We start from the raw sequence: 22,144 nt of genomic DNA on the forward strand, positions 1-22,144 counted from the left end.
CGGCGGGGCGGCCACGCCACGCCGCCCGGCCTGCCGATGAGGACGCCGGCGTCGTCCCGCTTCCCGCTCGGCGCACGGCGCCCCGAAAGGCCCCGCCGCCCGGGCACGCCGAGATCCTGGGGGTGGCCGGCCCGGCCGACGCCGGTGCACCGCTACTGGTCCGCTACCGCGACCGGGCCGACGGCACCGGCGCGGGAAGCTGCGGCGGGCCTACGACTGGATGCGCCGGGCGGGTCCGACCCTGCCCCACCGCGACGCCGTCACACCGGTCGCGGGAACGCCGTCGGTCCGGGTCGCCCTGCGGGTGCACGACCAGTGCGCCCGCCCGCTGGAGAGCACCGGACTCGTCATGGACGCCCAGGAGGGCACCCCGGTCCACGAGTTCACGGTGCAGGCCGCCCTCTGACCGGCTCCGGGGCCGACGGGGCGGCCTCGTGCGCCCCGGCGCTGACCAGCCCCGTCTCGTAGGCGACGATGACGGCCTGGACCCGGTCACGGAGCCCGAGCTTGGCGAGGACGCGGGCGACGTGCGTCTTGACCGTCGCCTCGGCCAGATGGAGGCGGCCGGCGAGTTCGGCGTTGCTCAGTCCCCGGGCCAGCAGGCCGAGGACCTCCAGCTCACGCGGGGTGAGCGGGGCGAGGTCGCGGTGGAGGGCGGCGGTGTCGCCGCCGCTCCGGGCGCCGTACCGGCCCTCGTCCGTGGCGCCGTGCCGGTGTTCGCCTCCGGCGCCGTACCGGCCCTCGTCCGTGGCGCCGTGCCGGTGTTCGCCTCCGGCCCCGTATCGATGTTCGCCTCCGGCGCCGTATCGATGTTCGCCTCCGGCAAAACGCTGCACCAGGCGGCGGGTGATGGCGGGTGCGAGGAGGGCGTCGCCGGTGCGGACCGTGCGGACGGCCGCGGTCAGCTGTTCGGGGGTGACGTCCTTGAGGAGGAAACCGCTGGCCCCGGCGGTCAGTGCCGCGTAGACGTACCGGTCGAGGTCGAAGGTGGTCAGGATGATCACGCGCGGTTCGCCCGGGGCGCCCGTGAGGATGCGGCGGGTGGCCTCCAGGCCGTCCATCCGGGGCATCCGTACGTCCATCAGGACCACGTCGGGACGGGTGCGGCGGACCGCCTCGACCGCTTCGGTCCCGTCGGTCGCCTCGGCGACGACGTCGATGCCGTCGGCGCCGAGGATCAGCCGGAATCCGGTGCGCACCAGGGTCTGGTCGTCGGCGAGGAGCACCCGCAGGGGCTCGGTCACGGTGTCTCCAAGGGGATCAGGGCCTCCACACGGTAGCCGCCGGTCAGGCGGCGGCCGGTGGTCAGAGTGCCGTCGTACACGGCGAGCCGCTCGCGCAGGCCGATCAGGCCCCGTCCGCTTCCCGCCGGCGCGCTCGGGTGTCCGCCGGTGTCGGTGACTTCCACCCGGAGCCGGTCCGGGCCGTACGCGACGGTCACGGCGGCGGTGGCGCCCGACGCGTGCTTCACGGTGTTGGTCAGGGCTTCCTGGACCACGCGGTAGGCGGCGAGTTCGAGGCCGGGCGGGAGGGGACGGGGCGGACCGGCCACGGTCAGGTCGACGGGCAGCCCGGCGTCCCGGACCCGTCCGACCAGCGTCTCCAGCTGGTCCAGGCCGGGTTGCGGGGCCGGCACCGCCTCCGTACCGGCCGGGTCCGCGCCCGTCCCCTCGCCCTCGTCGGCCATGGTGAGCAGTCCCATGACGTGGCGCAGTTCGGTCATGGCCGCCCGTCCGCCCGCCTCGACGGCGAGCAGCGCCTCTCCGGCCTGCTCGGGGGAGGTTTCCATGATCTTGCGCGCCGCGCCCGCCTGGATGACCATCACGCTGACGTTGTGCGTGACGACGTCGTGCAGTTCGCGGGCGATCCTGGCCCGCTCGTGCTCGACGGCCCGGCGCAGCGCCTCGGCCTGTTCGCGTTCCAGGGTCAGGAGCCGGGCGCGGCCCTCGTCGGTGCGGAGTTTCCAGGTCCGCAGTCCGACGGCGGCCACGGCCATCGGGACCAGGATCAGCAGGACGACGTACTCGTCGGGGACGACCGGGGCCACCGAGTTCCCCGAGGCGCCGACCAGGGCGACCGACAGCGGCAGTCCCACCAGGGTCGCCACCCGGTGCGGGCTGTGGACCGCGGCGCTGTAGACGGCGATGACGAACGCGTAGAAGGTCAGCCGCAGGACGTACTGCGGTGTCGCCAGTGTCGCGGCCGTCACGACGCACAGCACGGCGAGCGGGTAGCGGCGGCGCAGCGCGAGGGCGCCCGAGGCGACGGCCGCGAGGGACACCATGAGGGCCAGGCCGCCGGGGCCGGACGGGCGCGGCTCGAGGCGCACCACGCCGGGCGCGATCTCCCGCACCACGACGTTGCCGACGTTGTCGACGCCGTAGTAGACGGTGACGAGGCCGAGTGCCAGTGCCATCAGCGCGTCGAACCGCCGGGCGCGACGGGTGGGCCGCGGCGGCGGGCCGCTCGGCGGACCGGCGTCGCGGACCGTCCGGCGGACGGCTTCCCGCAGCCGCTGCGGTGTCGTGGGTATGTCCCTCACCGGATCATTGTCGCCGTCGCGCGCGGCCGCGGAGTCCGTCCCGGTGGTCGTTTCCCCCGCGCCGGATACCTCGTCCGCCTACATCGCGGGGATGACGTCCGAAGGGACCGGTCCCGCGGCGGTACCGCAAGGGGTCCGGGCGGGCGATGCGCGCGGGCCGGGTCCGCTCCTAGCGTTCACGCAGTCGAGTGGCCTTGCGCGAGGAGCTGTTCATGACCCTGCCGGTGATCGAAGTGTGCGGGGCGAGCCGTCGTTACGACGACGGCCCGCCCGCTCTGCACGAGGTGTCGCTGACCGTGCGGCCCGGCGAGGCCGTCGCGGTCCTCGGCCCCTCCGGCAGCGGCAAGTCCACGCTGCTCAACCTGATAGCGGGCCTGGACCGGCCCGACGCGGGGACCGTCACCGTGGACGGGGTGCGGGTGGACCGGCTCGGTGAAGCCGGATCGGCGCTCTTCCGGCGGTCGAGGATCGGCATGGTCTTCCAGTTCTTCAACCTGCTCGACGATCTGACCGTCTCCGACAACGTCGCCCTGCCGGCCCGCCTGGCGGGCGTGGGACGTGCCGAGGCGGACCGCCGGGCGGCGGAACTGCTGGAACTGCTGGGCGTCGACCGGCACGCCCGCTCCCACCCGGGGCGCCTGTCGGGCGGCGAGCGGCAACGCGTCGCGGTGGCGCGGGCGTTGGTGAACCGGCCGGCGCTGCTCCTGGCCGACGAGCCGACCGGGGCCCTGGACACGGCCGCCGGAGAGGACGTCAGCGCCCTGCTCGGCGCTCTGCGCGCCGAGGGCCAGACCGTCGTCGTCGTCACCCACGACCTGGCCCTGGCCCGGTCCTGCACCGACCGTACGGTGCGGATCGCCGACGGCCGGATCACCGAGGACGTACCGTCGTCGCGGGCCGTCGCCCCGGAGGGCGTCCGATGAGCGTGCTCGGCGGGGTGGTGCGCTCGGGGGTGGGACGGCGCCGGGTGCACACGCTGGTGATCGGGCTCGCCACGATGATGGCGGTGGCCGCGTCCGTCCTCGGCGGGTCGCTGCTCGTGGTGTCCGGCGCGCCCTTCGACGACGCCTTCGCCGGGCAGCGCGGCGCGCATCTGTCCGTGCGGTTCGACGCGCGCGAGGTGAGCGCCGGGCAGCTGGCGGAGTCCGGGGAGGCCGCGGGGGTGAGTGCCGCGGCCGGGCCGTTCCGTACGGCGACGGTCACCCCGCGGTCGGACGGGACGGGTCCCGCGTGGCCGATGACCGTGGTGGGCCGGGACGGGCCCGGCCGGGACGTGGACGAGGTGGCGCTGCTCGACGGGCGGTGGCCCACGCGCCCCGGCGAGATCGCGGTGTCCGCCGACTCCTCGGTCGTCACGGCCCCGGGCGAGGAGATCGCCTTCCCCTCTCCGCCCGGCGGCCCGACGCTGACGGTGGTCGGGGTGGCCCGCTCGGTCACGCGGACCGCCGACGCCTGGGTGGTTCCGTCCCAGATGCCGGCGCTCACCGGGCCCCGCAGCGGCGGCTACCAGATGCTCTACCGCTTCGCCGACGCGGACACCGCCGCGCGGGTCGCGGCGGGCGGCAGGGCCGTGACGCGGTCCCTGCCGCCGGGGGCGGCCGTCGGCGAGCAGTCGTGGCTCACCGTCAGGAGGTCCGCCGAGCGCGACACCGCCCTCTACGTCCCGTTCCTGATGGCGTTCGGCGCCCTGGGCCTGGTCATGTCGGTGCTCATCGTGGGCACCGTCGTCGCGTCGGCCGTGGGCACGGGAACGCGCCGCATCGGCGTCCTCAAGGCCGTCGGCTTCACCCCGGCCCAGGTCGTGCGGGCCTACGCGGGCCAGGCGCTGGTCCCGGCGGCCGTCGGCACGGCGCTCGGGGTCCTCGCCGGGCACCTGCTCGCCGTCCCCGTGCTGGCCGAGACCGGGGAGGTCTACGGCAGCTCGTCCCTGGCCGTCGCCCCCTGGGTCGACCTGGCGATGGTCGCCGGGGCGCTCGGCCTGGTGGCGGCGACCGCCTGGGCGAGTGCCTGGCGGGCGGGCAGGCTGCGCACGGTCGACGCGCTCGCCGTCGGGCGCGGCGCCGCGGCGGGAGGCGGCCGGTGGGCGGCCCGCCTGGCCGGCCGGCTGCCGTTGCCGCGGCCGGTCTCGCTGGGTCTCGCCCGGCCCTTCGCGCGGCCCGCCCGCACGCTGGCCATGGGCGCGGCGGTCCTGTTCGGCACCGTCGCCGTCACGTTCACCGCGGGGATGGGCGCCTCGCTCGGCCGGGTGATGGAGGCCAAGGCCCACGACGTCGCCGACGTCACGGTGCCCGCGCCCCCGCCGGACTTCGGCCCCCGGCTCCCCGGCCGGGAGGAGCGGCCCCGGGCCGATCCCGCCGCGGTCGCCGCGACCATCGGGTCCGCCGCCGGCACCGGGAAGCACTACAGCGCCACGAGGGTACGCGCGACCGTGTCCGGCCCGACCGGCACCGTCGACGTGGTCGCCTTCACCGGCGACGCCTCCTGGGGCGGTTACACGATGGTCTCGGGCCGCTGGTTCGGCGCACCCGGCGAGGCCGTGGTCCCCACTCCCTTCCTGACCGCCACCGGCACCCGCGTCGGCGACACCGTCACCCTGGAGGGCCTGGCCGAGCCGGTCACGGTCCGGATCGTCGGTGAGGTCCTCGACCCCCGCAACGACGGCATGCAGGTCTTCCTCGACGCCTCGGCCCTGACGGCCGCGCGCCCCGGCCTGACGGAGACGAGCCATCACATCGCGGTCGCGCCGGGCGCCGACGTCTCCGCCTACGTGGACGCGCTGAACGAGGACCTGGCCCCGCTGGGCGCCGCCGCCCGGGCCGGCGGGCCCGGCGCCGGCGGCGACATGGTCGTCACGCTCAACGCGCTGTCCGCGATCCTCACGTCGATGCTCGTCGCCGTCGCCGCGCTCGGCGTGCTGGGCGGCGTCCTGCTCGACACCCGGGAGCGGGTCCGGGAGCTCGGTGTCCACAAGGCGCTCGGCATGACGCCGCGTCAGACCGTCACGATGGTGCTCACCTCGGTCGTCGTGACCGGCCTCGTCGCGGGCGCCGCGGGCGTGCCGCTCGGCGTGGCCCTGCACGGCCGGGTCCTCCCCGCGATGGGCGACGGCGCGGGGCTGCGCCTGCCCGGTTCCGTCCTCGACGTCTACCACGGGGCCGAACTGCTGCCGCTCGCCCTCGGCGGCCTCCTCATCGCCGTGCTGGGCGCGCTCCTGCCGGCCGGCTGGGCCGCGAGGGCCCGCACCGCCACGGCCCTGCGCACCGAGTAGGCCGCGGGCCGGGGCGGCCGTACGCCGGCCGTCCCCGGCCCGTCACGCCTGCGTCCGCTCGGCGACGACCAGCCGGACCTTCGGGCTGCCGTCCCGGCGCCGCCCGAACTCGGTCAGCGCCCACAGCTCCACCCGGAATCCGGCGCGGGTCAGCTCGCGCCGCGTGTCGCCGAGGCGGAAGGTGCGGTAGTACATGACGAACGGCGGGCGCCGGACGGCGTTGCGCACCCGCATCACGGCGTCGAACCCCAGCAGCGTCCCGTAGGTGAGGGAGCCCGGCCGGGGCGGCGCGACCACGGGGAAGACGAAGCGTCCGCCCGGCCGCAGCACCGAGTGGACCTGCGCGAACAGCGCCGGCACCTCACGGGGCAGGAAGTGCCCGAACGCGCCGAAGCTGACCACGAGGTCGAACACCGGCCCGAACGGCAGCGCCCGCGCGTCCGCCCGCACCCAGCCCACCGGCGGCCCCGGCGGCCGGACGCGCTGCCGCGCGACGGAGAGCATGCCGGCGCTGAAGTCGACCCCGGTGACGCCCTCCCGGCACACCTGGCTCAGCACGTCGACGCCCGCACCGGTGCCGCAGCACAGATCGAGGCCGGTGTCGAAGGGCCCGGTCCGCCGCAGCGCGGAGGCGGTGGCGTCGAGCACCGGGTCGGGCGTGCGGAAGGGGGTGTGATCGAACTTCGGCGCGAGGAGGTCGTAGCCGCGCTCGACGGACGACAGCGCCTGAACGACGAGTTCACGCAGGCGGGGGCCTTCGGGGCTGAACATCGAATCAGCCTAGAGGAGACCCCGGCCCCATGGCGGCTCCGCACACCGCCCACCGGGTGGTACAGTGCAATGAGCACATTCAGCACGCTCCCCGTTCGGGCGTCTGTGCCCTTTCTCCCACGCGTTTCGCGTTCTCTTCGGTTCGCCGATCCGCCCGTCGTGTCCGACCGGCGCACGGCATTTCCGCACCACCTCGTCGGCGGGGTCTCCTCCCGCCGTGACCGGGGTGCTGTTCTTGGCCGCCCGCGGGCGCGTGTCCGCCCTCCCCGCGCGGCCCCTCTCCTTCCCCCGCACGTCCCCGTCCGCCGTCCGCGAAAGGACCGCTCTCCATGACCACCCCCACGCTCGAACACCCTCCCGTACGGCAGCGGCCCCGGCTCGTCACCGGCGTCCTGGACATCGACGCGGCCGGGAAGGGGCGTCTGCGCGCCGAGAACTGCCTGTCCTCCCCCTCCGACCCGGCCGTCTCCCCCGCACTGCTGCGCCGCCACGGTCTGCGCAAGGGCGACCTGGTGGAGGGCGTGCGCGACGACCGGGGCGGCCTGACCGAGGTCGCCCGCGTCGAGGGCCGCGCACCCGACGCGCCGCACGCCCGGCGGCACTTCCACGACCTGACGCCGCTCCACCCGGGTCAGCGGCTGCGCCTGGAGCATCCGGCGTCCGGACCGGCCGGGCGGGTCGTCGACCTGCTGGCGCCGGTCGGCAAGGGGCAGCGCGGGCTGCTCGTGGCGCCGCCCAGGACCGGGAAGACCGTCCTCCTCCAGCAGCTCGCGGCGGCCGTCGCCGGCAACCACCCCGAGTGCCGGCTGATGGTGGTGCTGCTCGACGAACGCCCCGAGGAGGTCACCGACATGCGGCGCTCGGTGCGCGGCGAGGTGTACGCCTCGACCTTCGACCGGCCCGCCAAGGAGCACATCGCGCTCGCCGAGCTGGTCGTGGAGCGGGCCAAGCGGCTCGTCGAGGCGGGCGAGGACGTCGTCGTGCTCCTCGACTCGCTGACCCGGCTGTGCCGGGCGTACAACAACGCGGCCGCGTCCGGCGGCCGCACCCTCAGCGGCGGTGTCGACGCCTCCGCGCTGCTCGGTCCCAAGCGGTTCTTCGGCGCCGCCCGCCGGGCCGAGGAGGGCGGCTCGCTCACGATTCTCGCCTCGGCCCTGGTGGAGACCGGCTCCCGCGCCGACGAGTTCTACTTCGAGGAGCTCAAGAGCACCGGCAACATGGAGTTCCGGCTGAGCCGCGAGGCCGCCGCGCGCCGGCTGTTCCCCGCCGTCGACATCACGGGGTCGGGCACCCGCCGTGAGGAACTGCTGCTCGCTCCGGCCGAGTTGTCCGCCGTCCGGGGACTGCGGCGCGTGCTGCGGTCGCGGGACGGGCTGGCCGATCTGGAGACGCTGCTGCGCCGGATGCGCGAGACCCCCGACAACGCGACGTTCCTGCGGCACGTCCGGCCGACCCTGCCGGGCGGCTGACCCGGCGCCGGCGTGCGGCATCCGGGTGCTCGCGGACGGCCCCCGGCCGGGGCAGCGCGGTGTCCCAGGAGACCATTCCTACGTTTGCGGTATGACTATCGGATTTACTTCGCGGGCTGCCGTATCGACCTGCGTGCTCTGTACGGCGCATCTGCTGGTGGCCGCGCCCGCCGCGGCGATCGCCGGCGTGGACCCCGGGCCACGGACGGCGGCCGCGGCCGCGGCACTGCTGTACCGGCCCGGCACGCACGTCCGCCCGCGCCCCGGGGCTCCCGAGGTCCCCGACCTGTCCGCCCTGTCGTGGCTGGTCGCCGACGCCCGCACCGGCGACGTCCTGGCGGCGCACGACGCGCACCGCCGGCTGCCGCCGGCCAGCACGCTCAAGACGCTGTTCGCGCTCACCGTGCTGCCGGCCCTGCCGGCCGGCATCCGGCACCGGGTCGACGAGGAGGAGCTGGCGGGCATCGGCCCCGGCAGCAGCCTCGTCGGGATCGCCGAGGGCCGTGCGTACCGGGTGTCCGACCTGTGGAACGGGGTCTTCCTCAGCTCCGGCAACGACGCCGTGCGGGTCCTGGCCGCGCTCAGCGGGGGCTGGCGGGCCACGGCCGAACGGATGCAGACCAAGGCCCGCGCCCTGGGCGCCCGCGACACCCGGGTGAAGTCGCCCGACGGCTACGACGCACCCGGCCAGGTGTCGTCGGCGTACGACCTGGCGGTGTTCGGCCGCGCCGGACTGCGCAACCGCGAGTTCGCGCGGTACTGCGCCAGACACGAGGCGCGGTTCCCGGCCCGCGACGGCGGCTCCTACGGGATCGTGAACACCAACCGGCTGCTCACCGGCGCGGACGGCGTCGCACCCTACCGGGGGCTGATCGGCATCAAGAACGGTTACACCGGCAACGCCGGCCACACCCTCGTGGCCGCGGCGCACCGGGACGGCCACACCCTCGTGGTGACGGTCATGAATCCCCGGTCGGGCGGCGGCCACACGGTGTACGAGGAGGCCCGAGCGCTGCTGGACTGGGGCTTCGAGGCGTCCGGGCAGGTGACCCCGGTGGGCTCCCTGGACGCCCTGCGGCCCGTCCCACTGCGCGGCCCGGGAGCGGATCCCGCCCTCGTCCCGGCGGCCCGGGGGAACGACGCACCGGCCCGTCCCGTCCCCTGGACCGTCGCCGGCGCCGCCCTCCTGGGCGCCGCGGCGGTGTCCCTGTACCTACGCCTGCGCTGGGGCCCGGTACCGACGGACCAGGGGTGACGGGAGCGCCCCCGAAGGGGCGGGGGGAACCGCCCGCGTCACACCCGGGCCGATGCGGGCACCGGGGACAGCGCGGGGACCGGCCGCACCTCCCCCACCGGCCGGCCGCCCCCGAGCAGCGCCTCTCCCCCGAACTCCGCGAGCGACGACGGATCCACTCCCGCCCGCGCGAGCGCCCCCGCGGCCACCGGAACACGCGCCCGCCCCGCCCCGTCGGCGATCTTCACGGCGACCGCCCGCCCGTCCGGCAGCGCGGCGACCTGCACGCCCTCGAACCCGTCCTTGGCGAGCAGCCCGGGGACCGCCCGCATCAGCGCGGCGACGTCCCGGCCGGACCCGGAGGCCAGCTCCGCGTGCTCCCGCATCGCGTCGGCGACGCGCGCCTGAGGCGTACCGGACGCGGCGGTGGTGATCCGCGCGGCGGCGCGGGCGAGACCGTGCAGGGAGACCGCGAACAACGGCGCGCCGCAGCCGTCGACGGTGACCGTGGCGACGCGCTGCCCGGTGAGGTCCTCGACGCTCTCGGCGATCGCCCGCTGGAGGGGATGGGCGGGGTCGAGGTAGTCGTCGAGGGACCAGCCGTTCAGCCTGGCCGTGTACAGCATGGCGGCGTGCTTGCCGGAGCAGTTCTGGGCCAGCCGGGACGGCGGGCGGCCCTCGCGCACCCAGGTGTCCCGGACGACCGGGTCGAACGGCAGGTCGGGGACGTTGCGGAGGTCGTCCTCCGTCAGTCCGGCGAGTTCCAGGACGCGCCGGACGCCGACGAGGTGGCGTTCCTCGCCGGAGTGGCTGGCCGCGGCGAGCGCCAGCGGTCCGCCGTCGAGCGGGAGCCCCGCGCGGACCATCGCCACCGCCTGGACGGGCTTGAGCGCGGAGCGCGGATAGCAGGCGGCCTCGATGTCGCCGAGCTGGAAGTCGACCTCGCCGTCGGGACCGAGGACGACGACGGAGCCGTAGTGGACGCCTTCGACGACCCCGCCGCGTATCAGGTGGGCGACGGGGGCGTGGCGGGGCTCGCGGATCAGGGGTGCGTCCGCGGGGAGACTGCTGTGCATCACACTGCCTGGTGGGAGTCGTGGGCCGGCGTGCGCGCGGGGCGCACGAGGGCGGTGAGGGTCGTCTCGACGCGGTCGAGGTGGTGGGTCATGGCCTCGACGGCGGCGTGCTCGGAGCCGTCGGCCAGCGCCCGGACGATCGCCCGGTGCTCGCGGTCGGACTGCTCACGGCGTCCGCCGAGTTCGTTGAGGAAGGCGGACTGGCGGGCCAGCGCGTCCCGGATCTCCTCGATGACCCGGCGGAACACCGGGTTCCGGGCCGCCTCGGCCACGGTGAGGTGGAAGAGGGTGTCCATCGCGACCCATGCCGTGGTGTCGGTCTCCCGCTCCATCCGGTCCACCAGCCGGGTCAGCCGGTCCAGGTCGTCCGGGGTGCGGCGCCGGGCCGCGTAGCCGGCGACCGGGACCTCGACGTGCCGGCGCACCTCGAGCAGGTCGCCGGCCGCGTAGTCGCCGAAGGTGGGGTCCCCCACGGCGTCGGCGACGACGAAGGTGCCCTTGCCGGTCCTGGACACGGTCAGGCCCATGGTCTGCAGGGCCCGCAGGGCCTCGCGCAGCACGGGCCGGGAGACCTCCAGGGTGCGGCACAGCTCCGCCTCGGAGGGCAGCTTGCCGCCGATCGCGTACTCGCCGCGCTCGATGGCGCCGCGGAGGTGGGAGAGCACCGCCTCCATCGCGCTGACGCGCCGCGGACCCGCTCCACCTGTCTGGCTGTCTGACAGGTTCACGGGGCCGATGGTGCGGGGGCGGCAGGGGTGCTGTCAAGCGGAGGACCGGTGCGGGGAGGTGGGACAGGCCGCACCTCCCGTCGGGGGGCCACCGGTATTCCCTCTCCGGGGGGCAACGTCATTCCGCGCCGGGGAAATCGTTCACATACTCGAGCGCATGGCCGATTCAGCGATATCCAGTGATGTCCCGCGCACGCGTGAACGCGAAAAGGGGAGCGACTTCTCGGAATTGTCACGGCGCATCACCGAGGCGGGGCTCCTGCGGCGCCGCCCGCTGTATTACACGGTGCGCTTCGGGACCGTGGCGCTCGCGCTCACGGGTTGCGTCGCCGCGTTCCTCGTCCTGGGTGACAGCTGGATCCAGCTGATCGTCGCCGCCGCCCTGGCCGTGGTGTTCGGGCAGCTCGGGCTGGCCGCGCACGACCTCGCGCACCGCCAGGTGTTCTCCCGCAGGCGCCCCGGTGAGATCGGCGGGCTGCTGGTGGCCGATGTGCTGCTGGGCATGAGCTACGGCTGGTGGATGAACAAGCACACGCGCCATCACGCGAACCCCAACCACGAGAAGAAGGATCCGGACGTCGCCCCCGACATCATCGTGTGGTCACGGCGCCAGGCGAAACAGGCGAAAGGGCCGGCGCGGTTCATCGGAAAGCATCAGGCGGCCCTTTTCTTCCCGTTGCTGACGCTGGAGGGGCTCAATCTGAGTTTCAGCAGTCTCAGGGCCCTGCGCAGTCCGTCGGTGAAGCGGCCGGTACTGGAGGGAACACTGCTCGTCGCCCACTTCGCCGTGTACTTCGGCGGGGTGTTCCTGGTCCTCTCCCCCGGCAGGGCGCTCGCGTTCGTCGCCGTGCACCAGGGGCTGTTCGGGATCTACCTCGGGTCCGTGTTCGCCCCCAACCACAAGGGCATGCCGATGATCGAGGAGGGCGCCGAGCCGGACTTCCTGCGCCGCCAGGTGCTCACCTCCCGCAACGTCGACGGCGGGGCGTTCGTCGAGGCGTTCATGGGCGGGCTGAACCACCAGATCGAGCACCATCTGTTCCCCGGCATGCCGACGCCGGCCCTGGGCCGGGCCCAGGTCATCACCGAACGGTACTGCGCCGAGCTGGGCATCCCGTACCGCCGGACGGGGCTGATCTCCTCGCACCGTGAGGCCCTGCGCCATCTCAGGCGCGTCGGGGAACCGCTGCGCGGGAAGCGTTAACCCCACACGGCGTGGGCGAGGGCCGCGCCCGCGAAGGCCGCGCCCAGGCCGGCCGCCACGCTCGCCACGACGTTCACGGCGGCGTAGCCGCGGGCGCCGGCCCCGGCCAGGCGCAACGTCTCGTAGGAGAAGGTGGAGTAGGTGGTCAGGGCGCCGCACAGGCCCGTTCCGAGGAGCAGCTGGAGGCGGGAGCCGGCCGCGCCCGCGGCCGTCGCGCCGGTGAGCAGGCCGAGGACCAGGCTGCCGGTGACGTTGACCGTGAAGGTCCCCCAGGGGAACACCGAGTCGTGCCGGGACTGCACCGCGCGGTCGGTGAGGTAGCGCAGCGGGGCGCCGGCCATGGCGCCCAGCACCACGTACAGCCAGTTCACCGCGGGTCCTCGTGGCTCACGTACCGGACCGCCTCGCAGCGGTCGAGGAGGACCAGGCCGTCGGTGACCAGGGTGTCGAGTTCCGGCAGGAAGGCCCGTACGCGCTCCTCGGTGTCGACCACGACGACCGCCACCGGGAGATCCTCGCTCAGGGACAGCAGGCGGGAGGTGTGGACGACGGAGGAGGCGCCGAAACCCTCGACGCCGCGGAAGACGCTCGCCCCCGCGAGCCCGGCCGCACGGGCCCGGTGGACGATCTCCGAGGAGAGGGGCCGGTGGTGCCACGTGTCGTTCTCGCCGACGTACACGGTCAGGCGGAGGACGCTGCCGGTCAGCCGTGTCATGGCTGCCTCCTGGTGAGAATGCTGCGGGTCGCCGTGGCGGCCGTCCACACGGCGGCGAGGGCCCCGAGCGGGGTCACCGCGAGGTACACGAGTCCGGCGCCCGCTCCGCCGCCGTCGAGCAGGTTCCGGACGTCGACGGCGTACGTCGAGAAGGTGGTGAAGCCGCCGAGGACGCCGGTGCCGAAGAACGGGCGGACGAGGGGGTGGGCGGTGCGGATCTCGGTGATGATCACCATGAACACGCCGATGACGGCGCAGCCGGCGACATTGACCCAGAGGATCGTCCAGGGGAACCCGTGCGCCGGTGTCGGCCACCACAGGGACGCCGCGTACCGGGCCGCCGCCCCCGCTCCCCCGCCGAGCGCGACCACGGCGACGACGGGCGCCTGGGCACGGAAGGCGGGGCGGGCCCGAAGGCCCCCGGTCTCCGGGGCTGTCACCGTCGTACGTCTCCCACTCGCTCGGGACCAGCGTAACGTCCCGGAACGCGGCGGGTCACGTCGCGGCCCCGGGGCCACCAGCCCTTCTCGAACAACTGTGCCACCTCGGCGATCCGCACCCCGTCGCACCGGTGGCGCACACAGCCGGCGGAGCGGCCGGTGCGCAGCAGGCCGAGGGCCGTGAGCAGCCGCGGGCGGGTGAGGACGACCGGGCGGGACAGGCCGAGCCGTGCGGCGACGGCCTCCTCGGTCGGGCCGTCGGCCGCCGCGTCCCGTTCCCTCGGCAGCGTCAGGACGCGCAGCCGCGTCCCGTCGACGGGGGTCCTCGGCATCTCGTGCGCCTCCGCGCCGGGCCTCGCGCTCCGGAGCGCTTCCCCTGTGCCGTGCGCGAGGGCTCCGCGTCCCGGGCCCGAGGCGCCCTGTCCGGGGCCCGGCCGGCCCGTGTGCGAGGGCCGTTCGGCCCCGCACCGCCGGTCGGCGGTGCGGGGCCTGCGGACTCACCGGTGGCGGAACCACGCCGTCGCGGGCAGCGCGCGGTCGTCGTAGCCGAACAGCGCCTGGTTCTCCCAGCCGTTGCCGGAGGAGGGGTCGGCGGGGTCCCAGCCGTTGCCGCCGCGGGCGGTCCAGGTGGCCTCCCAGTAGAAGACGCCGAGGCCCCGGCCGTTCGGGACGGCCTCCACGATGCTCGCCACGTCGTTCATCCAGCGGGTCTGGCCGGTGGTGGACGCCGGGTAGCCGGGGACGAGTTCACCGTCGAGGTCGATGATGTTCTCGAGTCCGTCCTCGCTGTCGAGCCGGAACGGGTAGGCCGTCTCGGCGACGAAGACGGGCTTGCCGTAGCGGCCGGCCGCGTCGTCCAGGGTCGTCTGGAAGTCGTGCAGCGTGCCGTGCCAGTAGCCGTAGTACGACAGGCCGATGGCGTCGAACCTCACTCCGTGGGAGACCGCGTTGTCGAACCACCAGCGGGTGCCTTCGAGGTCACCGCCCTCGGCGAGGTGCAGGGCGGCCACCGTGGAGGGGCTGACCTCCTTGACCGCGTCGTAGCCGGAGTTGAGCAGTCCGGCGAGCTGGGTCCAGTTGCTCGTGGAGCCCTCGTTCCACAGCATGCCGCCGTTGATCTCGTTGCCCACCTGCACCATGTCGGCGGTGGTGCCCTGCTTCCTGAGGGCGTCGAGGACGTCGTACGTGTGGTCGTGGACGTCCTTCTTCAGCTGCCCGTAGCCGTGCCCGGCCCAGGCGGCGGGCTTGGTCTGCTTGCCCGGGTCGGCCCAGGCGTCCGAGTAGTGGAAGTCGACCAGCAGCTTCATGCCCTGCGCCTTGATCCGCTTGGCCAGGGCGAGGACGTGCGCCTTGTCGTTGTAGCCGTCGGCCGGGTTCACCCAGACCTTCAGACGGGCGTAGTTCATGCCGGCGGACTTCAGGATCGCGACCGGGTCGCCGACGGCGCCGGACGCGGTCCGGTAGACGCCGCCCCTGGCCTCGCTCTTGGGCAGGGAGGAGATGTCGGCGCCCTTGACCGGCAGGCCCGAGGTGCCGCGGGCGAAGGTCAGGTCGTCGACGTTGATCCAGTTCCCGGCGCGTCCGTCGCTGTTGACGCTGATCGTGCACTGGTTGTTCGTCACCCTGACCGGCACGACGATCCGTATCCATCCGGAGTCGGACACCGGCAGGTCGGTGCGCTGCTCGGCGCCGCCGCAGTTCTTCAGGGCGAGGTAGGCCGCGTTCTGGCCGCCGCCGGAGCGGACCCAGGCGGTGAGTCGGTAGTCACCGTTGGCCAGGCCCGACAGGTACTGGTACGTCTCCACCTTGTAGGCCGAGGACGACCAGTGGGACAGGCGGTGACCGCCGCCGCGGCCACCGGGCTCCGTGTACGAGGCGGCCATGTCGCCGTACTCGGACCAGCCGGCCGGGGTGGCGGCGCCCGAACCGCCGGTCTCGAAGTCCCCGTTGGCGAGAGTGCTCGCGGCCGTCGCGGTCTGGGCGGGCAGGGCGGTGAGGGCGAGCCCGGCCACGAGCGGCGGCAGCAGGGCGCGGAGTGCGCGTCTGGGATGGAACATGGGCGTTCGTCGTCCCTTCGACGTGGGGAGGGGATGTCCCGCGCCCCGGAAGGCGCGGGTGAGGGCCCCTCCGCCCGCGGCCGGTGTGCTCACGCGGGCGGAGGGGAGTCGCGGCTCAGCCGTCGAGTCGGACGACCCGGACGGCTCCGGCCGGGACCGCGAGGCGGCCCGCGGCGCGTTCACCGGTCAGCAGTTCGGTGCCGGGGGTGTCCAGCGGCACCTCGGCGTCGGCGGCGGTGTGGTTGATCGCGAACAGGAAGGCGCCCGACTCGCCCGTGCGGCGCACCACTTCGACGTCGCGGGGCAGATCGGCGCGCGGGGCGATCCGGGCGTCCTCGGCGGCCCGGCCGATCAGGGCGGCGAGGCCCTCGGCGCCGAGCCGGGTGGAGACGTACCAGGCGGCGCCCTCGCCGAGGCGGTGCCGGGTGACGGCCGGACGCCCCTCGGTCAGGCCGTCGGCGTAGGTCCACACCGTCTCGGCGCCCCGTGGCACCACGAACTCCGTCCACACGTCGGCGCCGGTCTCGGTGCCGTCGGGGCCGGTCAGGCGGACCCGTTCGCCCTGGAGCAGGGGGGAGAACTCCTCGACGGTCAGGCCGAGGACGTCGCGCAGGGCGCCCGGGTAGGGGCCCTCGTGCACGGCGTCGTGTGCGTCGACGATGCCGGAGAAGTACGACACCACGAGGGTGCCGCCGTTCTCGACGTACTGCCTGAGGTTGTCCCCGGCCCGCTCCGTCATCAGGTACAGGGCCGGTACGACGACGAGGGGATACCTCGACAGGTCGGCTTCGGGGTGGGCGAAGTCGACGGTGAGGTGGTGGTCGTAGAGGGCCTCGTACCAGGCGTCGGCGCGTTCACGGGCGTCGTGGTCCTCGCTGGGACGCCAGTCGAGGTTCTGCGCCCACCAGGACTGCCAGTCCCACAGCACGGCGACGTCGGCCTCGGTGCGGGTGCCCCGGACGGGCGCCAGCGACCGGAGGGACGCGCCGAGTCCGGTCACCTCGCGGAAGACGCGGGTCCCGGTGCCGCCGTGCGGCAGCATCGCGGAGTGGAACTTCTCGGCGCCGCGCCGGGACTGGCGCCACTGGAAGAACATCGCGCCCTCGGAGCCGCGGGCCACGTGGGCGAGGGAGTTGCGGGCCATCTGACCGGGGGCCTTGGCGGGGTTGCGGGGCTGCCAGTTGACGCCCGAGGTGGAGTGTTCGAGCAGCAGCCAGGGGGCGCCGCCGGCGACGGAGCGGGTGAGGTCGGCGGCCATGGCGAGGTTGACGTGGGTGCGGCGGCCGTCGGTGATGAGGTAGTGGTCGTTGGTGACGAGGTCCACCTCGCGGCCCCAGGCCCAGTAGTCGACGGAGTCGCACTGGCTGAGGGCGGTCATGAAGTTGGTGGTGACCGGGACGCCGGGTGAGAGGCGGTGCAGGATGTCCCGCTCGGCGGTGAAGTTCTCGCGCATCGTGGCGTCGGCGAACCGCCGGTAGTCCAGCGCCTGGGCCGGGTTGCCGACCGTGGGGGCCGCGCGCGGCGGGTTGATCTCCTCGAACGAGGCGTAGCGCTGGCCCCAGAAGGCCGTCCCCCAGGCCTCGTTGACGGCCTCGACGGTGCCGTACGCCGTCGCCAGCCAGCGGCGGAAGTGGGCGGCGCAGGAGTCGCAGTAGCAGGCGGAGACGGGGACGCCGTACTCGTTGTGGACGTGCCACATCGCGAGCGCGGGGTGGTCGCCGTAGCGTTCGGCGAGCTTGGTGGTGATGTTCGCGGCGGCGGCCCGGTAGTCGGCGTTGCTGTGGCAGATGGCGCCGCGGGAGCCGAACTCCAGGCGCACGCCGTCCGCGGTGACCGGCAGCGCGTCGGGGTGGGCGCGGTAGAACCAGGCGGGGGGCACCACGGTGGGCGTGCCGAGGTCGACGCGGATGCCGCCTTCGTGCAGCAGGTCCAGGTTGCGGTCGAGCCAGCCGAAGTCGTACACGCCGGGCGAGGGTTCCAGCAGGGCCCAGGAGAAGATCCCGGCGCTCACCATGGTGACGCCGGCCTCCCGCATCAGCCGGACGTCCTCGTCCCAGACGCTTTCCGGCCACTGCTCGGGGTTGTAGTCCCCACCGAAGGCGAGCCCGGTGAGGCCCCTGGGGGTGGTCTCCGGCATGGATTCTCTCCCGATGTGTCGATCTTTTGGGAACGTGCACACACATTTTCGGCGGTGCGGGGCCAACATAACCGCACAGCAACAACCATTGACAAGTGTCCGGGATGTTTCTCTACTGTGAACGCTCACAGAAGCAGCGCGAGCGCCCTGGAGGCGAGCCGCGCACGGAGTGCAGCGGGTTCTCGCACCAGGCGAGGACCCCGGGTCAGGGGAGAGTTCCATGCCGTACACGAAGCGCCGTCGCCTCGTGAGTTCCGCCGTCGCCGTCGCGCTCGGCGCCACCGCACTCGCCGCCTGCGGCTCGTCGTCCGACGACGGCGAGACGCAGGCGGGCCCGGTCTCACTGACGTACTGGACCTGGGCCCCCGGCATGGACAAGGTCGTGGACCTGTGGAACGAGGGGCCGGGCAAGAAGGAGCGGATCACCGTCACGGTGAAGAAGCAGGCGTCCGGCGACACGCTGGTCACCAAGATCCTCACCGCGCACAAGGCCGGCAAGGCGCCCGACCTGGTGCAGGCCGAGTACCAGGCGCTGCCCACGCTGGTCAGCAATGACGCGCTCGCCGACATAGCGGACAGCGTGGAGGACGCGAAGGGCGAGTTCGCCGAGGGCGTCTGGCAGCAGACCACGCTCGGCACGGACGCCGTCTACGCGGTCCCGCAGGACATCGGGCCGATGATGTTCTACTACCGCGAGGACCTGTTCAAGGAGTACGGGCTCTCCGTCCCGGCCACCTGGGAGGAGTTCGCCGAGACCGCGCGCAAGCTGAAGAAGGCGGCCCCCGACAAGGACCTGACCACCTTCTCCGCCAACGACTCCGGTCTGTTCGCGGGCCTCGCCCAGCAGGCCGGCGCCCGGTGGTGGACCACCTCCGGCGACAAGTGGAAGGTCGGCATCAACGACGACGCGACCAGGAAGGTCGCCGAGTTCTGGGGTGGTCTGGTCGAGGAGGGCGCCGTCGACAACCAGCCGATGTACACACCGGCCTGGAACAAGGCGCTCAACACCGGCAAGCAGATCGCGTGGGTGAGCGCGGTGTGGGCGCCGGGCACGCTGACCACGGCCGCGCCCGACACCAAGGGCAAGTGGGCGATGGCCCCGCTCCCCCAGTGGAACGAGGGCGAAAGCAGCACCGGCAGCTGGGGCGGCTCCTCCACCGCCGTGACCACGGACTCCGGGCACAAGGAGGCCGCCGCGAAGTTCGCCGCCTGGCTGAACACCGACGCCGACGCGCTGAACGCGCTGGCGAAGGAGAGCGGCATCTACCCGGCCTCCACCTCGGCCCAGCTCAGCGGCGCCTTCGCCGGCCCGCCGGAGTACTTCTCCAACCAGCCCGACTTCTACGAGAAGGCCGCCGGGATCGCGAAGACCACCGCGCCGTCCGCCTGGGGGCCGAACGTCAACGTCGCCTACACGACCTTCAAGGACGCCTTCGGCGCCGCCGCGAAGAACAAGTCGGACTTCACCGCCGCCCTGGACACCATGCAGCAGGACACGGTCGCCGACCTGAAGAAGCAGGGCTTCGGGGTCGCGGAGTGAAGTCCCCGGCCCGCCGGACGTCGTACGGGGTCAAGGGGGCCCCGTACGCACACCCGTCTCCCACCGCCCTCGAACGAGCGCGCAGCGCCCCCTACTTCTTCCTGATCCCCGCCTCCCTCCTGTTCCTCCTGTTCTTCGCGCTGCCCATCGGGTACGCGGTCTGGCTCAGCTTCCGCAAGGTGCGCGTCTCCGGCCTCGGCCTCGGGGCCGGCGCCCGCGAGGAGGTCTGGGCCGGCCTGGAGAACTACACCGGCGCCCTGTCCGACAGCGAGCTGCTCGGCGGCGCGCTGCGCGTGCTCGGTTACGGCTGCATCGTGGTGCCGGTCATGCTGGGTCTCGCGCTGCTGTTCGCGCTGATGCTCGACTCCGAGAAGGTGCGGCTCACCCCCTTCACCCGGCTCGCGATCTTCCTGCCGTACGCCATCCCCGGCGTGGTGGCGGCCCTGTTGTGGGGCTTCCTCTACCTGCCGGACGTGAGCCCGTTCCACTTCGTGCTCGACCGGCTCGGTCTGCCGCAGCCCGACCTGCTGGACGGCGGGCCGCTGTACCTGGCGCTGTCGAACATCGCGGTCTGGGGCGGCACCGGCTTCAACATGATCGTCATCTACACCGCGCTGCGTGCCATCCCGGCCGAGGTGTACGAGGCGGCCAGGCTGGACGGCGCCACGCCGCTGCAGATCGCGCTGCGGATCAAGATCCCGATGGTGGCGCCCTCGCTGGTGCTGACCTTCTTCTTCTCGATCATCGCGACGCTCCAGGTGTTCAACGAACCGACCACCCTCAAGCCGCTCACCAACTCCGTGTCCACCACCTGGAGTCCCCTGATGAAGGTGTACCAGGACGCCTTCGGCAACGGCGACATCCACGCGGCCGCCGCCCAGGCGACCCTCATCGCGCTCGCCACCCTGGTGCTGTCCTTCGGGTTCCTGCGGGCCGCGAACCGGCGCAACAAGCAGGAGGCCGCACGATGAGCTCCCTCGCCCCGCACAAGGCCGGGCCCGCGGCCGGCGCCGCCCGGGGCCCGGCGCGGCGCCGCCGGATCGCGCTGGTCCCGACCCTGACACTGCTGCTCGGCGCGCTGTACTGCCTGCTGCCGGTCGCCTGGGTGGTCGTCGCGTCCACCAAGTCCGGCTCGGAGCTGTTCTCCACCTTCACGTTCTGGCCGGGCACCGGCCTGGCCGACAACCTCTCCGACCTCAGCGCCTACCGCGACGGCGTCTACTGGCGGTGGATGGGCAACTCCGCCCTGTACGCCGGGCTGGGCGCGCTGCTGTCGACGTGCGTGTCGGCGTTCAGCGGCTACGCGCTGGCGGTCTACCGCTTCCGGGGCCGCGAGACGCTGTTCAACGTGCTGCTCGCCGGTGTGCTGATGCCGCCGGTGATCCTCGCCATCCCCCAGTACCTGCTGCTGGCGAAGGCGGACCTCACCGACTCCTACCTGGCCGTGCTGCTGCCGCAGATCCTCTCCCCGTACGGCGTCTACCTCGCGCGGATCTACGCCGCGGCGGCGGTGCCGGCCGATGTGGTGGAGGCCGGGCGGATGGACGGCGCGGGCGAGTGGCGGATCTTCTCCCGGGTCGCGCTGCCGATGATGGCGCCCGGTCTGGTGACGGTCTTCCTGTTCCAGTTCGTGGCGATCTGGAACAACTTCCTGCTGCCGTACATCATGCTCAGCGACGACGAGAAGTTCCCGATCACCCTCGGTCTGTACACGCTGCTCGAGCAGGGCGCCAACACTCCCGCGCTGTACACCCTGGTGATCACGGGCGCGTTCCTCGCCGTGTTCCCGCTGGTCGCGCTGTTCCTGGTCATCCAGCGGTTCTGGAGTCTGGATCTGCTCTCCGGGGCCGTAAAGTCATGACCATGAGCAACACGGGGGGCAGGCGCAAGCCGCCGACGATCCACGACGTGGCGCGCGAGGCCGGTGTCTCGCGCGGCACCGTCTCACGGGTGCTCAACGGCGGCCACTACGTCAGCCCCGCCGCCGCGGACGCGGTCAACGCCGCGATCCGCAAGACGGGTTACGTCGTCAACCGGCACGCCCGCTCGCTGATCACCGGCCGCTCCGACTCGGTGGGCTTCCTGCTCACGGAGCCCCAGGAGCGGTTCTTCGAGGACCCCAACTTCAATGTCCTGCTGCGTGGTTGCACCCAGGCACTGGCCGCGCACGACGTGCCGCTGCTGCTGATGCTGGCCGGTACGGACGACGAACGGCGGCGCATCACGCGGTACATCACCGCCGGGCACGTCGACGGGGTGCTGCTGGTGTCCAGCCACTCCGGCGACCCGGTGGCGGAGGAGCTGCGGGCGGCGGGCGTGCCGCTGGTCGCGTGCGGGAAACCGATCGGGCTGGGCTCGAAGGTGAGTTACGTGGCCGCCGACGACCGGGACGGCGCGCGGGACATGGTGCGGCACCTGCTGGCGCTCGGCCGGCGCCGGATCGGCGTGGTGACCGGTCCGCTGGACACCCCGGGCGGTGTGGAGCGCCTGGCCGGTTACCGGGAGGTGCTCGCCGAGGCGGGCGTGGAGGCGGACGAGCGGCTGGTCGTCTCCGGCGACTACAGCCGGGCCAGCGGCGAGGCCGGCGCCGAGCGGCTGCTGGCGCGGGCCCCGGACGTGGACGCGGTGTTCGTCGCCTCCGACCTGATGGCCCAGGGGGTGCTCGCCGCGCTGCACCGGGCGGGGCGCCGGGTGCCCCAGGACGTCGCGGTCGGCGGTTTCGACGACTCCCCCGCGGCCGTCGCCACGAGCCCCGAGCTCACCACGATCCGCCAGCCCTGGGACCGCATCAGCGCGGAGATGGTGCGGGTGCTGCTGGCCCAGATCGGCGGCGAGGACCCGGCGGCGGTGATCCTGCCGACGGAGCTGGTGAAGCGGGACTCGACGTAGCTCCCGAAGACGCGTGACGGTCAGGATCGGAGAAGCCGTGCGCCGCTCCCTGGGCCTAGCGTGAGGGGACCGGC

Annotated in this window: 21 protein-coding genes; 10 read left to right on the top strand and 11 right to left on the bottom strand. The window is 73.7% G+C overall.

Annotated features, from left to right (window positions below):
* The first annotated feature begins 220 nt into the window (after window positions 1-220).
* Window positions 221-406 (top strand): hypothetical protein, encoded by a 186-nt coding sequence (locus ADK41_RS43230; RefSeq protein ID WP_051843267.1) that lies wholly within the window; start codon window positions 221-223, stop codon window positions 404-406.
* Here the strand turns inward: ADK41_RS43230 and ADK41_RS39435 are convergent.
* Together ADK41_RS39435 and ADK41_RS17650 are read right to left on the bottom strand one after the other, a co-directional pair.
* Window positions 384-1,244 carry a response regulator transcription factor gene (locus tag ADK41_RS39435; protein ID WP_037804613.1) on the bottom strand — a complete coding sequence of 287 codons (861 nt, stop codon included), beginning with the start codon at window positions 1,242-1,244 and terminating at the stop codon, window positions 384-386. The two genes, ADK41_RS43230 and ADK41_RS39435, sit on opposite strands and share 23 nt — an antisense overlap.
* Window positions 1,241-2,542, bottom strand: coding sequence for a sensor histidine kinase (locus tag ADK41_RS17650; protein WP_199822397.1), 1,302 nt, complete (start codon window positions 2,540-2,542; stop codon window positions 1,241-1,243). The genes ADK41_RS39435 and ADK41_RS17650 overlap by 4 nt, the downstream gene beginning before the upstream one ends.
* A 212-nt stretch (window positions 2,543-2,754) precedes the next feature.
* Between ADK41_RS17650 and ADK41_RS17655 the strand changes: the two genes are divergently transcribed.
* Together ADK41_RS17655 and ADK41_RS17660 are read left to right on the top strand one after the other, a co-directional pair.
* Window positions 2,755-3,465 carry an ABC transporter ATP-binding protein gene (locus tag ADK41_RS17655; protein WP_030830060.1) on the top strand — a complete coding sequence of 237 codons (711 nt, stop codon included), beginning with the start codon at window positions 2,755-2,757 and terminating at the stop codon, window positions 3,463-3,465.
* A complete protein-coding gene (locus tag ADK41_RS17660; protein ID WP_030830057.1) occupies window positions 3,462-5,810 on the top strand; it encodes an ABC transporter permease in 2,349 nt (782 codons plus the stop codon). The genes ADK41_RS17655 and ADK41_RS17660 overlap by 4 nt, the downstream gene beginning before the upstream one ends.
* Window positions 5,811-5,852: 42 nt before the next feature.
* Here the strand turns inward: ADK41_RS17660 and ADK41_RS17665 are convergent, their stop codons facing one another.
* Window positions 5,853-6,581 (bottom strand): class I SAM-dependent methyltransferase, encoded by a 729-nt coding sequence (locus ADK41_RS17665; RefSeq protein WP_030830054.1) that lies wholly within the window; start codon window positions 6,579-6,581, stop codon window positions 5,853-5,855.
* Window positions 6,582-6,910: 329 nt separating this feature from the next.
* On the opposite strand from ADK41_RS17665, the gene rho reads away from it, so the two are divergent.
* Together rho and ADK41_RS17675 are read left to right on the top strand one after the other, a co-directional pair.
* Window positions 6,911-8,050, top strand: coding sequence for a transcription termination factor Rho (gene rho / locus ADK41_RS17670; RefSeq protein WP_030830051.1), 1,140 nt, complete (start codon window positions 6,911-6,913; stop codon window positions 8,048-8,050).
* A gap of 91 nt (window positions 8,051-8,141) precedes the next feature.
* On the top strand, window positions 8,142-9,305 hold the full coding sequence (locus ADK41_RS17675; RefSeq protein ID WP_051843262.1) for a D-alanyl-D-alanine carboxypeptidase family protein: 1,164 nt from the start codon (window positions 8,142-8,144) through the stop codon (window positions 9,303-9,305).
* A gap of 38 nt (window positions 9,306-9,343) precedes the next feature.
* On the opposite strand, the gene ADK41_RS17680 is transcribed toward ADK41_RS17675, so the two are convergent.
* Window positions 9,344-10,360: an asparaginase gene (locus ADK41_RS17680; protein ID WP_030830045.1), complete on the bottom strand. Its 1,017-nt coding sequence runs from the start codon at window positions 10,358-10,360 to the stop codon at window positions 9,344-9,346.
* Window positions 10,360-11,088, bottom strand: coding sequence for a FadR/GntR family transcriptional regulator (locus ADK41_RS17685; RefSeq protein WP_078662035.1), 729 nt, complete (start codon window positions 11,086-11,088; stop codon window positions 10,360-10,362). The genes ADK41_RS17680 and ADK41_RS17685 overlap by 1 nt, the downstream gene beginning before the upstream one ends.
* A gap of 157 nt (window positions 11,089-11,245) precedes the next feature.
* Here ADK41_RS17685 and ADK41_RS17690 point away from each other — a divergent pair, with 157 nt between their 5' ends.
* Window positions 11,246-12,292, top strand: a complete 1,047-nt coding sequence (locus ADK41_RS17690) for a fatty acid desaturase family protein (protein ID WP_030830038.1) — start codon at window positions 11,246-11,248, stop codon at window positions 12,290-12,292.
* Here ADK41_RS17690 and crcB (ADK41_RS17695) read toward each other — a convergent pair.
* The 6 genes from crcB (ADK41_RS17695) to ADK41_RS17720 form a co-directional block, all read right to left on the bottom strand.
* Entirely contained in the window at window positions 12,289-12,663 is a 375-nt protein-coding gene (gene crcB / locus ADK41_RS17695; RefSeq protein ID WP_030830035.1) for a fluoride efflux transporter CrcB, read from the bottom strand. The genes ADK41_RS17690 and crcB (ADK41_RS17695) overlap by 4 nt on opposite strands.
* Complete coding sequence (locus ADK41_RS17700; RefSeq protein ID WP_030830033.1) at window positions 12,660-13,007, bottom strand: DUF190 domain-containing protein; 348 nt, start codon at window positions 13,005-13,007, stop codon at window positions 12,660-12,662. The genes crcB (ADK41_RS17695) and ADK41_RS17700 overlap by 4 nt, the downstream gene beginning before the upstream one ends.
* Entirely contained in the window at window positions 13,004-13,447 is a 444-nt protein-coding gene (gene crcB, locus ADK41_RS17705) for a fluoride efflux transporter CrcB (RefSeq protein WP_030830030.1), read from the bottom strand. The genes ADK41_RS17700 and crcB (ADK41_RS17705) overlap by 4 nt, the downstream gene beginning before the upstream one ends.
* Complete coding sequence (locus ADK41_RS17710) at window positions 13,444-13,779, bottom strand: hypothetical protein (protein WP_063756554.1); 336 nt, start codon at window positions 13,777-13,779, stop codon at window positions 13,444-13,446. Before ADK41_RS17710 ends, crcB (ADK41_RS17705) begins: the two co-directional genes overlap by 4 nt.
* Window positions 13,780-13,944: 165 nt before the next feature.
* Window positions 13,945-15,504 (bottom strand): glycoside hydrolase family 53 protein, encoded by a 1,560-nt coding sequence (locus ADK41_RS17715; RefSeq protein ID WP_030830025.1) that lies wholly within the window; start codon window positions 15,502-15,504, stop codon window positions 13,945-13,947.
* Window positions 15,505-15,619: 115 nt separating this feature from the next.
* Window positions 15,620-17,641: a beta-galactosidase gene (locus tag ADK41_RS17720; RefSeq protein ID WP_030830022.1), complete on the bottom strand. Its 2,022-nt coding sequence runs from the start codon at window positions 17,639-17,641 to the stop codon at window positions 15,620-15,622.
* A 220-nt stretch (window positions 17,642-17,861) separates the two neighbouring features.
* Between ADK41_RS17720 and ADK41_RS17725 the strand changes: the two genes are divergently transcribed.
* Genes ADK41_RS17725 through ADK41_RS17740 form a run of 4 tightly spaced genes read left to right on the top strand, consistent with a single transcriptional unit; the run spans window position 17,862 to window position 22,070 of the window.
* Window positions 17,862-19,181, top strand: coding sequence for an ABC transporter substrate-binding protein (locus ADK41_RS17725; RefSeq protein ID WP_030830019.1), 1,320 nt, complete (start codon window positions 17,862-17,864; stop codon window positions 19,179-19,181).
* Entirely contained in the window at window positions 19,178-20,152 is a 975-nt protein-coding gene (locus ADK41_RS17730) for a carbohydrate ABC transporter permease (RefSeq protein WP_030830016.1), read from the top strand. The genes ADK41_RS17725 and ADK41_RS17730 overlap by 4 nt, the downstream gene beginning before the upstream one ends.
* Window positions 20,149-21,042, top strand: coding sequence for a carbohydrate ABC transporter permease (locus tag ADK41_RS17735; RefSeq protein WP_030830013.1), 894 nt, complete (start codon window positions 20,149-20,151; stop codon window positions 21,040-21,042). Before ADK41_RS17730 ends, ADK41_RS17735 begins: the two co-directional genes overlap by 4 nt.
* Window positions 21,039-22,070: a LacI family DNA-binding transcriptional regulator gene (locus ADK41_RS17740; protein ID WP_030830010.1), complete on the top strand. Its 1,032-nt coding sequence runs from the start codon at window positions 21,039-21,041 to the stop codon at window positions 22,068-22,070. Before ADK41_RS17735 ends, ADK41_RS17740 begins: the two co-directional genes overlap by 4 nt.
* The last annotated feature ends 74 nt before the right edge of the window (window positions 22,071-22,144 follow it).

Source organism: Streptomyces caelestis, from assembly GCF_001279005.1.
Lineage (GTDB): Bacteria > Actinomycetota > Actinomycetes > Streptomycetales > Streptomycetaceae > Streptomyces > Streptomyces heliomycini.

Coding starts and splice junctions, on each gene's coding strand:
- ADK41_RS17680 (WP_030830045.1), bottom strand. CDS start 10,360: ATGCACAGCAGTCTCCCCGCGGACGCACCCCTGATCCGCGAGCCCCGC.
- ADK41_RS17660 (WP_030830057.1), top strand. CDS start 3,462: ATGAGCGTGCTCGGCGGGGTGGTGCGCTCGGGGGTGGGACGGCGCCGG.
- ADK41_RS17690 (WP_030830038.1), top strand. CDS start 11,246: ATGGCCGATTCAGCGATATCCAGTGATGTCCCGCGCACGCGTGAACGC.
- ADK41_RS17740 (WP_030830010.1), top strand. CDS start 21,039: ATGACCATGAGCAACACGGGGGGCAGGCGCAAGCCGCCGACGATCCAC.
- ADK41_RS17720 (WP_030830022.1), bottom strand. CDS start 17,641: ATGCCGGAGACCACCCCCAGGGGCCTCACCGGGCTCGCCTTCGGTGGG.
- ADK41_RS17675 (WP_051843262.1), top strand. CDS start 8,142: ATGACTATCGGATTTACTTCGCGGGCTGCCGTATCGACCTGCGTGCTC.
- rho (WP_030830051.1), top strand. CDS start 6,911: ATGACCACCCCCACGCTCGAACACCCTCCCGTACGGCAGCGGCCCCGG.
- ADK41_RS17725 (WP_030830019.1), top strand. CDS start 17,862: ATGCCGTACACGAAGCGCCGTCGCCTCGTGAGTTCCGCCGTCGCCGTC.
- ADK41_RS17700 (WP_030830033.1), bottom strand. CDS start 13,007: ATGACACGGCTGACCGGCAGCGTCCTCCGCCTGACCGTGTACGTCGGC.
- ADK41_RS17710 (WP_063756554.1), bottom strand. CDS start 13,779: ATGCCGAGGACCCCCGTCGACGGGACGCGGCTGCGCGTCCTGACGCTG.
- ADK41_RS17735 (WP_030830013.1), top strand. CDS start 20,149: ATGAGCTCCCTCGCCCCGCACAAGGCCGGGCCCGCGGCCGGCGCCGCC.
- ADK41_RS17665 (WP_030830054.1), bottom strand. CDS start 6,581: ATGTTCAGCCCCGAAGGCCCCCGCCTGCGTGAACTCGTCGTTCAGGCG.
- ADK41_RS17655 (WP_030830060.1), top strand. CDS start 2,755: ATGACCCTGCCGGTGATCGAAGTGTGCGGGGCGAGCCGTCGTTACGAC.
- ADK41_RS43230 (WP_051843267.1), top strand. CDS start 221: ATGCGCCGGGCGGGTCCGACCCTGCCCCACCGCGACGCCGTCACACCG.
- ADK41_RS17715 (WP_030830025.1), bottom strand. CDS start 15,504: ATGTTCCATCCCAGACGCGCACTCCGCGCCCTGCTGCCGCCGCTCGTG.